Here is a 12781-nt window from a genome sequence, read left to right on the forward strand (position 1 = left end):
GGGCACTACGTGGGGCGCACCAGTGAAAGCTCCCACAGCGTCTCCAAGGCGCAGTTGGCCGGGTAGTCGTACGGCAGGTGGCGGGCGTAGCGCTGCTGGGCGATGGTGATCTGCTGCACCATCGTGTGGGCCAGGCGCAGGTTCTGCGCGGTGTCCAGTCCCGGCGCGTAGCCCGCCACGAAGGCGTCGAACGGGAGGCCCTCGGTGCGATGGGCCAGGGCGGTGCCGAGGCTGCGCAGCGGGCCCGTCATGTGGCGGCGGGCCGCGCTGTGGAAGAGCATGCCCTGCCGGTAGGACGCGTCCAGCAGCATGCACACCGCCCAGTAGTGGAGGTTCGCGAGGTGGCGCAGGGCCGGGACCGTCTCGTCGGGGACGGGGTCGCCGGACGGGGGGAGCCCGCTGGAGTGGCTGAGGGGGACGACCGGGTGGTCCGGGCCGGCCGGGTTCCATACGTCCGTGCAGTCCTGGAGGGCGGGGTGGGTGCCCTCGAACATGGACCGGAAGAGTGCGAAGTGTTCGCTCTCCCCTTCCTCGCGCAGCAGCTCCAGACGGGCGAACCAGGAGGTGTAGTCGAGCCGGTCCGGCTCCCGCTCCTGGAGGAGTTCCAGCACCCGGGTGACTTTGCGGTAGAGGCTGCCGACCTGGTTGGGGCGCGGGGCCGCCGGTGCTGTCGAGCCGAGCACCTCGTACAGGCGGTCGACGAAGGCCCGGTCCTCGGGTGTGTGCTGCTGGGCGGGGTCGACCGCGCTGGGCGACGCCTCGACGTACACGTACTTGGCCAGGCTGTGCAGGCTCAGCGGTTCCAGTACGAAGTCGAACGGATAGATGTCCTGTTCGTACGGGAACTGCTGGCGGCCCAGGTGCGGGGCCGCTCCGAGGGCGACGAGGAGCGAGTTGACGATGTCGAGGTGGGTCATCTCCTCGATGGCCACGCCCATCAGGTGCAGTGGGCGGCCTCCGTAGCGATGGCTGGGCCAGCCGGCGAGGTCGGCGAAACGCGGCACCTTGATCGAGAAGGCGGCGTAGAGGTACTGGACGAGCAGCGAGTGCTCGATCTCCGCGCCGTCGCGCAGCAGACGGATCAGTTCCAGCGTCGGATCGTCGAACACGGGGGTGTATCCGAGCCGGTCGGTGTCTGCCGCGGAGAGCGTGGGTGTCCTGCTCGGCCGGGGCATGGCCTCGCCGGTGGTCGCCCCGGTCGCCAGGTGCTTCTGTGGTGCGGGCGGGCCGAGTTCGCGTTCCGTCGGGGCCGCGCTTCGCGCGGTGGCCAGTACCGCCGCCCGGTAGCGCTCGTAGTCCGTGCAGCGGCACACGTGTGAGCCGAGGACGGTGTCGACGGTCTCCTCCAGCGGCTGCTCCGCGTCGTCCGTGGCGCGATCCTGCCCGGCGTGGTCGACGACGACACTGCCGGCGACCGCGAACCCGGCTGCGCAGTATCCGCACTGGAACGCCTCACGCTCCAGGAACGCCTGCTGTACGGGGTGCAGCGCGCCGTCGGCCGCCAGCCCTTCGACGGTGGTGACGTCCCATCCCCGCACGTGCCGCATGCTGGTCATACAGGCCTGGCGGGTCACCACGGGGGCCTGGGGGCGGGTGCGGACCGCGACGGTGCAGGCGCGGCACTCCCCGATGGAGCAGCCGATCTTCGTTCCGGTCAGACCCAGGTCCTCGTGCAGGAAGTGGACGAGGGACATGTCGCCGGGTACGGAACGGCCGTGGTGGCGCACGCCGTTGACGGTCAGGTCCAGGTCGGTGTTCGGCTCTTGCATCACGACCGCCCGTTGTCGGGGAGTGGCAGGTCCGCCAGACGGATGGGGGTACGGGAGGGCCAGCAGCGGTCGTCGCCGTGCCCGAGGGCGTGCGCGACGGCGTTGGCCACGGCCGGCGCGACGCTCGTCATGGTCGCTTCCCCGATGCCCTTGTGGCGCAGGCTCGGACCGCCGGGGCCGAGCACGCCCGCCGACGGCAGGGGGACGAGGACCGTCTCGCGTCGGATCCCGGTGATGTCGGCGTAGCGTGCCAGCCGGTAGCGGTCGAGGTTGACGTAGGGTCCGGCACCGGTCTCCGGCGGCAGTTCCTCGTGCAGGGTGTGGGAGATGCCCATGGCGAGCCCGCCCGCCACCTGGCCCTCCAGCGCGGCCGGAAGCAGCGGGTCGCCCGCGTCCAGGAACGTCACCGCGTCCACGACACGGATCGTCCCGTGCCGCGGCACGATCTCCACGCCGATCAGATGACCGGCCGCCGCGTACAGCGACCTCGGCACGACGTCCCCGCCCGGCCCGCGCGCGGCCGGGGCTCTGAGCGGGCCGACCGGCGTCAGCGGCACAGGGTCGTCGTCCGGCGAGCCGACGAGCGCCAGTGCGTCGACGGACGCCTCGTGGGTCACCCCGTCCACCTGGAACGTCGCCTGTGACCAGCCGTTGCAGAAGTAGCCGTGGGCCATGACGCACGTGTCGCCGCCCGTACGCACCAGCTCACCCGCCAGTGCGGCCAGCGGCACTTCGGGGCGGCCCGGCAGCCGTACCGCGCCGTCGTGCCAGGCCGCCAGCAGGTCGGCGTCGCTCAGCGCGGGCTCGTTCAGGAGGGTGCGTGCCGCGGGCAGCAGGCGCAGCCGCAGGAGCGCGCGGCACGCTTCCCGCACCACGTGCACGTGGAAGAACGCCGTCTTCGACGCGCTGCTCGCCCCATGTGACAGCGAGATCTTGACCTGGTCGTGCAGTCCGCGCTCCCTGAGCCGCTGGGCGAAGCGTTCGAAGGGGCCCACCACACCGAGCCGGGCCACCGCTTCCGCCCCCAGCACGTCGTGGGCGGCCTGCTCCAGAGCGGCGCGCGAGCCCTGCCCCATCTCCACGCTCTGGCCCCACACCACGATCTGGCCGTCCGCGGTCACCTGCACGGCCGTATAGACACTGTCCTGGCTGGTTCCGTACGCCTCCATGCAGCAGGCGAAGCCGACCCCGTACAGCGTGCCGTCGCCGCGCCCGGCGACCCGGTCACGGGCCTCGTCGCGTTGCCGCCACAGGGTGTGGTCGCGGGCCGCCGCGCACACTTCGGCGGCGCCGACGTGGAACCGCAGCGGAGTCCCCGCGAGGTCCGTGTCCGGGGCAGCGGGGTCGGGCGCCCCGGCGGCACCGGAGCGGACCACGTTGGCCAGGCGGACGTCGATGGGGTCCATGCCCAGAGCCCGTACGGCGAACCGGTCGAGCGCGGTCTCCAGGTTGAACGCGACCTGCGGGATGCCGAAGCCGCGCATGGAACCGACGGCGGGGATCGCCCGCTCCATCACGATGGCGTGCACCGAGGCCTGCGGCACCCGGTAGGGCCCGGTGGCGTGCAGGGCCGCGAGTCCCAGGACCGGACCGTTGAGGTTGGCCTCGACACCGCCGTGCAGCACGACGAACGACCGCACCGCCCGGATCCGCCCGTCGGGATCCGCCCGGATCCAGCTGCGGACGCCGGAGGCGTGTCGCTTCAGGCCGCCCTGGAACTGCTCGCGCCGGTCGTACGCCAGCCGGACCGGGCCGGGCGCGAACACCGCCGCGAGCGCCAGATAGTACGGGAACGGTGACTTGTCCCGGCCCCCGAACCCGCCCCCGCAGTCCTTCGACCACAGCCGCACGGCCCGCACGCTCGGATGGGCCGCGTGGCCGAGCAGCGTCTGGATGTCCGGCACGTCACCGTGCGGCGACTGCGTGCCGAGCACCAGATGCAGCGTGCCCGAGGAGCGGTCCAGCCAGGCCAGTCCGGCCTCCGGTTCCAGGAACCCCGGGTCGGTCTGCTGGGTGAACGTCGTGGTGACGGCGGCGAGCGCGCCGGGCTGGGCCATGCCGCCCGCGATCGCCGAGAACAGGTGTTCCGCGTCGGTGTCGGGCTGCCCGTTCCTGACGAACGTGCTCTGCGCGGCGTCGTAGGTGACACGCCCCCGGTTCCACTGCGAGTACCCGTTGGGCACGGTGGCGTCCAGCAGGTAGTGCGCCTGGCGCGGTGTGCCGGTGAAGCTCCGCTGCGTCCACGCCTCCAGGTCCTGCGCGATCAGCTCTTCCTCCGTCGGCGCCAGGACGCCGGTGGCGGGAGCGGGGCCGTACACCACAGGGGCAGCGCCTTCGCGCAGCTCCTGCGCCGCGCGCCGGAACCGTACGAAGTCGTCGTAGACCACGATGGCCACCGGCTGGCCGAGGTAGTCGGCCTTCTCGCCCGCGGGCAGCAGGGCCTGGACGTTGTCGGCGGACACCCGGTTGCTGTACGGGGGCTGCGGGAGGTCCGCGGCGGTGACGACCACATCGGGCCGCAGCTCGACCGGCAGCCGTGCGAGATCCACCCCCGTGAAGACCCGGTCGACATGCCGGCTGCGCAGCAGCAGGGCGTGTCCACAGTCCGTCGGCCACCCCATGGCGGCCATGTCCACCGGCCGGAAGTCGCTGGCGAACACCTTCTCCCCGGTCACTCTGCGCATGCGCCCGTCGGCGGCGTCGCCGTCACTGCCCATGCGTCCGACCTCAACACCCCCCACCGCGCCCGGCAACATACGGTGCGCCTTATGGGGCCCTCGCACTCACCCCGACTGGACGCCCTAACGGCGGCCGAGGTGACGGGCCTCCTTGTGGGCGCCGATGCTCTTGAGGGCCCGGATCACCTCCTGGGCCCGGCCGGGGACGGGCCGCCGGTCGTGGGTGAGCAGGCCCTGGACGGCGTTTCTGACCAAGGCGAGCGCGGGTGTGCCGTCGAGTTCCCGATGGGCGAGGTCGAGATCGGAGGTGAGAGCCTCCCATTCGTAGTCGGAGTCGGCGCCGGACACTCGGAGCCGGACGGCCTCCGCCAGTGCGCGGGCCGCCTCGTCGCGGCGGCCGGCGGCGAGGAGGAGACGGGCCTTGCGCCGGAAGTGGGCCGGGAGCTGCCACTCCAGGATCGCACCGCGGGCGTGCTGCTCGTCCAGCCCGGTGACCAGCTCCGCGATGTCGGCATCGGCCAGGGTGTGCGGCACGGCGGCGGCCCGCTCCTCGGGCGAGCGGGCGAGCGTGTCGGCCCACTCCAACTCGTAGACGGCCCAGCCGTCCAGCATCAGGTCGATCTCCCGGTAGCCGAAGCCGGGAGCGGAACGGGACTGCCGGTAATGGTGGTTGAGCTGGAAACGCCGGTACGTGTTGTTCGTCATGTCCGCCACTTCCAGCACCATGATGCCGTTCGCGTCGATGTCCACCGTCAGCTCGACGCGCACCGCCTCCTGCCGGGCGGGCAGGGTGATCGTGCAGATCTCGATGTCGTCGCGGGACGTCTTGGACCTCTCGATCACCGGTATGACGACATCGGCTTCCGCCGGGCCCACGAACACGAACACCTCGGACCGCTTCGTGGGGATCGTCGTCAGCCTGTCGACCAGTACATGGCTGCTCGCGTCCGCGGCCGGTGTCTTGCGCAGTCGGTGCTCGCCACCGGTCCCCTGTGTGCCGCTCCCGTCCACGGGCGTGCAACGGATGCCGATACCCCGATGGCTCATGTCGAGCAGCAGCACGTCCTTTTCCAGCCCTTGCAGCACCCCGGCCTGCATCGCCAGCCCGTGGCAGACGGCGAACTCCTGGTAGAGGTCGACGAATTCGGCGTCGGGCAGCAGTCTTTCGAGGGCTTCGCGGACGGTGAAGGTCCTGCCGCCCTGTCCGGTGAGCAGGACGAGGTCGATGGGCGGGCGGTCCCACGCGTCGTCGACAGACGTGCGCGCGACGTACGCGAACCGTGCCGTCAGCTCCTCGCACACGTCCCGGAACTCGGCGCGGTCGACGGTGAAATCGTGCGACACCACCTGCGATCCGACCTCGATGTCCTGGATGGCTACCACCGCCGACTGGTGTGTGGTCAGCAACTGCTTGGCGCGCTCCGCCTCCTTGAGGACCTGTGCCTCCAGCGCGGTGTCGAAGACCACCGCGCTGTTCCAGGCGAACAGCCGCCGCTTCAGGCGGGCCGCGAGCGCCGCGTCGAAGTCGAGGCCGCCGAGATGGTTGTCGCCGTAGACCGACTTGACCTCCAGCACACCGTCACCGGCTTCGACGACCGCGACGTCCAAGGTGCCGCCGCCGAGGTCCACGACGAGGGCCGTGCCCTCCCATTCGGGACGGTCCACGAGCAGCAGGTAGGCCGCGACATTGGGTTCGCCGACCATCCGGGCGACGCGCAGCCCCGCCAGTTCGAAGGCGTGCAGCAGGCTGTTGGCCTGTCTGATGCTGAAGTTGGCGGGGTAGGCGATCACGGCCTCCTGCGGCAGCCGGCCCAGGGCGTCCTCGGCGTTGCCGCGCAGGCTTCTGATGACGAGCGACGCCAGCAGCTCCGGCGACAGCTCCTTGCCGTCGAGGGACAGGGCGTACTCCGTGCCGAGGCGGCGCTTGACGGCCCGCACGGTGCGTCCGGGGGAGAAGTGCTCCAGTTCCACGGCGCGCGAGCCCACCAGGTAGCTGAAGTCCGGGAGGAACGTGACCACGGACGGCACCAGTTTCCTGCCGTCCCCGGCCGGCAGGAGGTGCACGTTCCGGTCGGTGTCCATCACCGCGATGACCGAGGTCGTGGTGCCGAAGTCGATGGCGAAGATCGCACGGTCGGGGATCCTGGCGCCGCCGGTCCGGACGACCGACCGCTGTCTGATCTCCTCGCCCACCCCCGCCGAGGCCAGCCACTCGTTGCGCTTGCGGGGCGAGACGAGTTCGAGGTCGACGAGTGCCGCCGGTTCGACGCGCGAGTACGGGCGCTGGAGCGGCTTCTCGTACTGCCGGGCGAGCCCGGGGACCCGATCCGTCAGAAAGGCGTCGAGCTGCCCGACGGTGACACATCGCCCCTCGTCACCGAAGGCGTCCTGGAGGGCCTGGGAGAAGATGCCCGACTCCAGCTGGGCGCTCTCGTACGAACTCGTCTCGGGAGCGCACGAACAGAACGACACCATGCCGGGCGGGCAGAGCTTCTCCACGTCCACCTTGGCGGCGGTCGGGGAGAGCGACTTGCCGCCCGCCACGGCGGTACGGCAGGCGTCCAGCAGCAGGACGACGTGGGCGGCGCCCGTGGCCCGCAGCATCCGCACGAGGAGGTCGAACCTCAGGCTCGTCTCCTCCAGGGCCGAGGTGATGGACTCCCGTGTGATGAGGTAGTCGTTTCCGTCCACGGTGGAGTGGAAGCCGTGGCCGCTGAAGAAGAAGAAAAGCCGGTCGATGGGGGCGGTGGCGTGCGTGGCCAGGTTGGCGATCGTACGGAGCACGTTGTGGCGGGTCGGGAGCGCCTCCGCCAGCCCGTCGGCGAAGGCGAACACGGCGTCCGACGGGATGTCCATGGACGCCGCGAGCGTGTCCCGCATCCGCAGTGCGTCGCGGTGGGCGAAGCGCAGATCCGCGATGTCCTCGTCCTCGTAGCGGGAGCATCCGACGGCCACCGCCACGTTCACACCGAGCCTCCCGGCCTTCGCTGGAAGATCAGCTTCATGCCGCCGTTGACCTCGGCGGAGGTGGCGCCGACGAGCCGGACCTCTCCCTTGGCGGTGACCTGGACGTGCACCTCCAGGCCGGTCAGCTCCAGCGTGTCCGAGGCGGTGGAGGCCTGCTCGAAGACACCGCCCACGTACTGGCACAGCGTGGCCACGTTCTGCGCCAGCGTGTCGGAACTGATCCGCGTGACCTGGGTGACGGCGGTGCGGGTACGGGAGAGGAACGACTTCTCACCGTCGTCGTCGACGCCGTAGTCGACGGTGACCACCGGTACACCGGCATTCCGCGGATCTGACACCCGGGCTCCCTGTGAACTGCTGCCTTACCGTCGAATTGTGTTGGTGCGCACGGAACGCGGCCGTGTCAGGGCGAGAGTACTGAACGCGAGCGGAATGCGCATGTTCTTGCATGAGGTGATTTTCGCGGAAAGTGCCACCATGGGGCACCGGCGTCGGGCACGCCCGTCCGCAGGAGGTGGCGCAGGGCGCCGGTGAAGGCGGACAGCTCCTCGTCGGCCATGGAGTAGGCGACTTCGGTGGCCGCGCTGGAGGTGAGGACGCAGACGCCGTCGATGTCGGCGGCCTGTTTGAGCAAGGTCTCGCGGGCGCTCATACCGCCTTCGACGGCGGCTCCGCTGAAGCAGCAGTCGAGGACCATGGCGCACTTGAGGCCGTGCCGCCGGTGGGCCGCACGTATCTCGTCGCGGATGTGCGCGCTCCGCGTGGGCGACGCCAGGCGGCGGTGCTGACCAGGAGTCCGAGCAGGCTCACCGTGCTGTTGGCCACGGCGGTGATCGTGTCCACGGACCCCATGGTGGTGGCCGGGGCGGCGGCGGTGCTCGCGGGACCGATCGTGATGCCGGAGCGTGCCACCGAGGGGTCGCGGAGCAGCCACCCGGTCAGGGCCGTGGCTCCCGCGGCGCTTCCTGCGCTGATCCGTACCTCGGCCATCCGGCTCCCCCGTGGAACATGCGACCAGCAGTCGCTCAGCAAGGTCACTATCCCAGCTCCGCCCGCTCATGGGCGGGTTTCCAGCAGTTGCCCGTCGGACGGATTACTACAGCGGCGTTTCGGCCTCATGGCGGAATCCCTCAAACCCTGGTGTCACTTCAGAGGTACGGACCAGACTCGGGCTCGCACGTCTGTGCATACGTTCCGCACCTCCAGAAGGCTCCACCGCGCATGTATACCTCCTTCAGACCCCGTGCCCCCGAGGCACACCTCCCGCGTGCGGCGAGGAGGTGGCGGGCGTGCTGAGGTATGTGACGCGCAAGGCGGCGGGCTGGCTCCTGATGATCGTGGTCGCGACCAACGCCACCTACTTCCTGGCCAGTTGGTTCCTGGATCCGCGGTCGAACTTCAAGGAGTTGCGGCCCGTCCGCAGCGAGGAGCAGATCGACCGGGCCCTGGCGCCGTACAACCTGGACCCGAGCGTCCCCCTCGTACACCGGTGGTGGGACTGGTTCACCGGGGTGTTCCTCCGTTTCGACTGGGGGAAGTCGCCCACCGGTGTCTCCGTCAACGGGGAGATCGGCTACCGGTCGCTCATCAGCGCGGAGTTGGTGGTCATCGCGACGGTCCTGTCCGTCGTGATCGGCGTCGCGCTCGGTGTGTACACCGCGTCGCGGCAGTACGGCTGGGCCGACCGCGTCACCCAGGCGGTGTCCATCGCCGTGTTCAACATACCGACGTCGGTCGCCGCGCTCGCCGTGGTCTTCGTCGCCATCTGGCTCAACCAGCACGCCGGGCTGCACTTCCTCTACGTCGCCGGGGAGAACTCACCCAACGTCGAGGGGCTGTTCCCCACGATCGGCGACCGGCTGCTGCACCTGATCCTGCCGACCCTGACGCTGACCCTGATGGGTTACGTCGGCTACCACCTGACGCAGCGTGCGCTGCTGCTCGACACGATCAACGCCGACTTCGTGCGCACTGCTCAGGCCACTGGGCTCACCCGGACCCAGGCGATCCGCAGACACGCGCTGCGGGCCGCGCTCATCCCGACGGCGGCATCCGTGGCGTTCAGCATCCCGTCCCTCTTCACCGGAGCCATCATCACCGAGACGATCTTCGGCTGGAACGGCATGGGCCGCTACTTCATCCAGACCATCAGCAAGAACGACGTGCACGGCACGGTCGCGACGGCCGCCTTCGCCGCGGCGCTGACCGCGATCGGCGCGATCCTCGCGGACATCGCCACCGTCTTCCTCGACCCGCGAGTGAGGGTGAGCTGACGTGACCACCGATGTGACCGCGGAGGCGACGAGCGCCGACGCCTCCCCGGCGACGGCACACCCGCTGCCGCACAAGGAGCCCTCCGCCCGGCGTGACGGCCGCCACCTCGGCCGCGGCCGGCTCTATCTGCGCCGCTTCCTGCGCAACCGCCTGGCCGTCGTGGGTGTGCTGATCTTCGTGCTGCTCGTGGCGTTCAGTGTGTTCGGCGGCCTGTTCACCTCCTACGCGTACTCCGACGCCGACTTCGCCGCACTCACCCAACCGCCCAGCGCCGCCCACTGGTTCGGCACCAACCAGGGCGGCAACGACATCTACGCCTCCACCGTGCACGGACTCCAGCGCTCCCTGGTGATCGCCGTCAGCGTCTCCGTCCTGACCGTCCTCGTCGCCGCGGTCGTCGGCTCAAGCGCCGCCTTCTTCGGAGGGCGGGTCGAGAAGGTGACGCTCGGCGTCATCCACTTCCTGCTGATCGTCCCCTCGTTCCTCATCCTCGCCCTGGTCTCGCACCGCCTCGCGGGCGACTGGCGTGTCCTCATCGCCGTCCTGACGGTCTTCGGCTGGATGTCCACCGCGCGGGTGATCTGGTCCGTGTCGACGTCACTGCGCGAACGGGACTATGTGACCGCGGCCGAGTTCATGGGCGTGCGTCCGCTGCGCATCATCCTGCGCCACATCATCCCCAACCTCGGCTCCCTGCTGATCGTCAACCTGACGCTCGGCGTCGTGGCGACCGTACTGAGCGAAACCGCCCTGTCGTTCCTCGGGTTCGGCGTCCAGACCCCGGACGTGTCCCTCGGCACGATGCTCGCGGACGGCGCGGGCACCGTCACCAGCGCCCCCTGGCTCTTCGCCTTCCCCGCGGGCCTGGTCGTCCTGCTCACCGTGTCGATGACCTTCGTCGGCGACGGACTGCGGGACGCCCTCGACCCCACGTCCGTGACCGGTGCGGCAGGAGGCCGACGATGACCCTCGCCACGACTGTCCCCACCCAACCAGCCGCGCCCACCGGCGCCACCCCCGTGCTCTCGGTGCGCGACCTGCGGATCTCCTTCCCCTCCGAAGCCGGCCCCGTCCAGGCGGTGCGCGGCGTCAGCTTCGACCTCCTGCCGGGCCGCACCCTCGGCATCGTCGGCGAGTCGGGCTCCGGCAAGTCGGCCACCGCGATGGGCATCATGGGACTGCTGCCGCCCACCGCGGACCTGCGCGGACAGGTACTGCTCGGCGGACGCGACCTGGTCGGCCTCGGTGACAAGGCGCTCTCCGAGGTACGGGGCAACGCCATCGGCATGGTCTTCCAGGACCCGCTCTCCGCGCTCACGCCGATCTTCTCCGTCGGACGACTGCTCAGCGACGCCCTCCGCGTCCACCAGGACCTCACCAAGCGGGCCGCCTGGGAGCAGGCCGTCCAACTGCTCGACCTCGTCGGCATCCCCGACCCGCGCGAGCGGGCCAGGGCCTTCCCGCACGAGTTCTCCGGCGGTATGCGCCAGCGCGTCGTCATCGCCATGGCGATCGCCAACAAACCCTCCGTGCTCGTCGCCGACGAGCCCACCACCGCGCTCGACGTCACCGTGCAGGCCCAGATCCTCGACGTCCTGCGCCTGGCGCAGCGGGAGACCGGCGCGGGCCTCGTCCTCATCACCCACGACCTCGGAGTCGTCGCCGGTCACGCCGACGACATCGCCGTCATGTACGCGGGCCGGTTCGTGGAGACGGCGGGCGCGGGGGAGCTGTTCCGCCGCCCGACCATGCCGTACACGGCCCGGCTGCTCGCCGCCGTACCGACCGTGGACAGCGGAGTCCACCGCCCTCTGGTGCCCATCGGCGGGGAACCGCCGCGCCTGGTGGACCTTCCGCGGGGCTGCCCGTTCGCGAGCCGCTGCGCCGTCGCCCTCGACGCGTGCCGCACCGACGAGCCGGAGCTGCGCGAGGTCACCGGCCACGGCCACGTGGCCTGCGTACGCGCCGACGAGATCGCCGACGGGTCGCTGGATCCGACGGGCGGTGTCACGCCCGTCGACCGGTCCGCCGCCGAGGCCGCCGGAACCGGCGAGGTGGTGCTCCGGGTGGAGGACCTCGTCAAGACGTTCCCAATCACCAAGGGAGCCCTCCTCAAGCGCCGGGTCGGCACGCTGCGGGCGGTCAACGGGGTGAGCTTCGAGCTGCGAGCGGGGGAGACCCTGGGCCTGGTGGGGGAGTCGGGCAGCGGCAAGACCACGACCCTGCTGGAGGTCCTGCGCCTCAAGCGACCCGAGGGCGGCCGCATCGAGATCGCCGGCACCGACGTCAGTACGGTCGAGACCACCGCGCGCAAACGTGAGGTGAGGCGGGACGTACAGATCGTCATGCAGGACCCGCTGGGAGCCCTGGATCCGCGACTGCCCGTCTTCGACCTGCTGGCCGAACCCCTGCAGGCCATCGGACGGGACCGCGAGTCGATCCGCTCCCGCATCGCGGAGCTGCTGGCCCTGGTCGGGCTCGACACCTCGGTGGGCGACCGGTTCCCGGCCGCGCTGTCGGGCGGGCAGCGCCAGCGGGTGGGCATCGCCCGCGCCCTGGCCACCGAACCCAAGCTGCTCGCCCTGGACGAGCCGCTCTCGGCCCTGGACGTGTCGGTGCAGGCCTCAGTGATCAACCTGCTGGCGCGGCTCCAGCGCGAACTCGGGCTCGCCTACCTCGTGGTGGCCCACGACCTGGCCGTGGTCCGGTACGTGTCCGACCGCATCGCGGTGATGTATCTGGGGCACATCGTCGAGACCGGGGACACCGAGAGCATCTTCTCCGACCCCCAACACCCGTACACCCGGGCCCTGCTGTCGGCGATCCCGGTGCCCGACCCGGAGCGCGAACGCACCCGTGAACGCGTCGTGCTGCGGGGCGAACAGCCCAGCGCCGCCCGGCTGCCCGCCGGCTGCGCCTTCGTCGACCGGTGCCCGCTGTACCGCCTGGCCGCCGCCGACGTACGTGAGCGCTGCCGTACGGAACGTCCCGCGCCGGCCGAGGTCGCCGGGCAGCCGGGACACCAATACGCCTGCCACGCGGTCTGAGCGGCCGGGCCCGAACCTCCATCCGTACCGAACCAAGAAGGAACCA

Annotated in this window: 9 protein-coding genes; 3 read left to right on the top strand and 6 right to left on the bottom strand. The window is 70.8% G+C overall.

Features of this window, described 5'->3' with window-relative positions:
* Nucleotides 1-5: 5 nt before the first annotated feature.
* The 6 genes from BX283_RS36070 to BX283_RS36085 form a co-directional block, all read right to left on the bottom strand.
* Nucleotides 6-1769 carry a ferritin-like domain-containing protein gene (locus BX283_RS36070; protein ID WP_101391593.1) on the bottom strand — a complete coding sequence of 588 codons (1764 nt, stop codon included), beginning with the start codon at nucleotides 1767-1769 and terminating at the stop codon, nucleotides 6-8.
* Nucleotides 1769-4486: a xanthine dehydrogenase family protein molybdopterin-binding subunit gene (locus BX283_RS36075; protein WP_180357358.1), complete on the bottom strand. Its 2718-nt coding sequence runs from the start codon at nucleotides 4484-4486 to the stop codon at nucleotides 1769-1771. The genes BX283_RS36070 and BX283_RS36075 overlap by 1 nt, the downstream gene beginning before the upstream one ends.
* Nucleotides 4487-4570: 84 nt before the next feature.
* Nucleotides 4571-7414: an Hsp70 family protein gene (locus tag BX283_RS36080; RefSeq protein WP_180357359.1), complete on the bottom strand. Its 2844-nt coding sequence runs from the start codon at nucleotides 7412-7414 to the stop codon at nucleotides 4571-4573.
* Nucleotides 7411-7752 (bottom strand): hypothetical protein, encoded by a 342-nt coding sequence (locus BX283_RS40895; RefSeq protein ID WP_180357360.1) that lies wholly within the window; start codon nucleotides 7750-7752, stop codon nucleotides 7411-7413. The genes BX283_RS36080 and BX283_RS40895 overlap by 4 nt, the downstream gene beginning before the upstream one ends.
* A 65-nt stretch (nucleotides 7753-7817) precedes the next feature.
* On the bottom strand, nucleotides 7818-8066 hold the full coding sequence (locus BX283_RS40165) for a hypothetical protein (protein WP_143676553.1): 249 nt from the start codon (nucleotides 8064-8066) through the stop codon (nucleotides 7818-7820).
* Nucleotides 8063-8404: a hypothetical protein gene (locus BX283_RS36085; protein WP_101391596.1), complete on the bottom strand. Its 342-nt coding sequence runs from the start codon at nucleotides 8402-8404 to the stop codon at nucleotides 8063-8065. The genes BX283_RS40165 and BX283_RS36085 overlap by 4 nt, the downstream gene beginning before the upstream one ends.
* Nucleotides 8405-8703: 299 nt before the next feature.
* Between BX283_RS36085 and BX283_RS36090 the strand changes: the two genes are divergently transcribed.
* From BX283_RS36090 to BX283_RS36100, 3 genes are all read left to right on the top strand, one after another.
* Complete coding sequence (locus BX283_RS36090) at nucleotides 8704-9687, top strand: ABC transporter permease (protein ID WP_101391597.1); 984 nt, start codon at nucleotides 8704-8706, stop codon at nucleotides 9685-9687.
* 64 nt (nucleotides 9688-9751) lie between these two features.
* Complete coding sequence (locus BX283_RS36095) at nucleotides 9752-10654, top strand: ABC transporter permease (protein ID WP_101392795.1); 903 nt, start codon at nucleotides 9752-9754, stop codon at nucleotides 10652-10654.
* Nucleotides 10651-12735, top strand: a complete 2085-nt coding sequence (locus BX283_RS36100; RefSeq protein ID WP_101391598.1) for an ABC transporter ATP-binding protein — start codon at nucleotides 10651-10653, stop codon at nucleotides 12733-12735. The genes BX283_RS36095 and BX283_RS36100 overlap by 4 nt, the downstream gene beginning before the upstream one ends.
* The last annotated feature ends 46 nt before the right edge of the window (nucleotides 12736-12781 follow it).

The sequence above is a fragment of the Streptomyces sp. TLI_146 genome, assembly GCF_002846415.1.
Lineage (GTDB): Bacteria > Actinomycetota > Actinomycetes > Streptomycetales > Streptomycetaceae > Streptomyces.

Excerpts from the sequence above, each read along its gene's own strand:
- BX283_RS36070 (WP_101391593.1), bottom strand. The coding sequence starts at position 1,769 with ATGCAAGAGCCGAACACCGACCTGGACCTGACCGTCAACGGCGTGCGC.
- BX283_RS36075 (WP_180357358.1), bottom strand. The coding sequence starts at position 4,486 with ATGGGCAGTGACGGCGACGCCGCCGACGGGCGCATGCGCAGAGTGACC.
- BX283_RS40165 (WP_143676553.1), bottom strand. The coding sequence starts at position 8,066 with ATGAGCGCCCGCGAGACCTTGCTCAAACAGGCCGCCGACATCGACGGC.
- BX283_RS36085 (WP_101391596.1), bottom strand. The coding sequence starts at position 8,404 with ATGGCCGAGGTACGGATCAGCGCAGGAAGCGCCGCGGGAGCCACGGCC.
- BX283_RS36100 (WP_101391598.1), top strand. The coding sequence starts at position 10,651 with ATGACCCTCGCCACGACTGTCCCCACCCAACCAGCCGCGCCCACCGGC.